The organism is Vibrio sp. 10N.286.46.A8, assembly GCF_041470165.1.
GTDB lineage: Bacteria > Pseudomonadota > Gammaproteobacteria > Enterobacterales > Vibrionaceae > Vibrio > Vibrio tasmaniensis_A.
This window is the reverse complement of sequence record NZ_JBFRLX010000357.1, coordinates 1-250: the sequence shown is the minus strand read 5'-3', so window position 1 is coordinate 250 and position 250 is coordinate 1. Positions and strand designations below refer to the sequence as shown.

Sequence of the window (250 nt, the reverse complement as noted above, 5' to 3'; positions counted from 1 at the left end):
GAACAAGGTAACCAAATCTCACTGATTAACTCTAGTTACAGCGAAACCGTTACTTTATTTGGGCATGAACATCTGTTGTCATTTGACGTCCAGCATGATTCCAGAACAGACGATATTCTTTACACTGTTAGTTCATTCACAGAAAATTTTGGTTTGAATAGAACGGACTCGATTGACTATGAATACTCCAACATCACAGAACTAGGCAATTAACTTAGTCCAAAGTTATCCCTGACCCGTCCTGATATGG

1 protein-coding gene is annotated in these 250 nt (G+C 38.8%); it reads left to right on the top strand.

The genetic code is table 11. From position 1 onward, the window contains the following. A partial coding sequence (locus tag AB4232_RS22385; protein ID WP_372088054.1) for a hypothetical protein occupies positions 1-213 on the top strand: 213 nt, incomplete at its 5' end. Between the last annotated feature and the right edge of the window lie 37 nt (positions 214-250).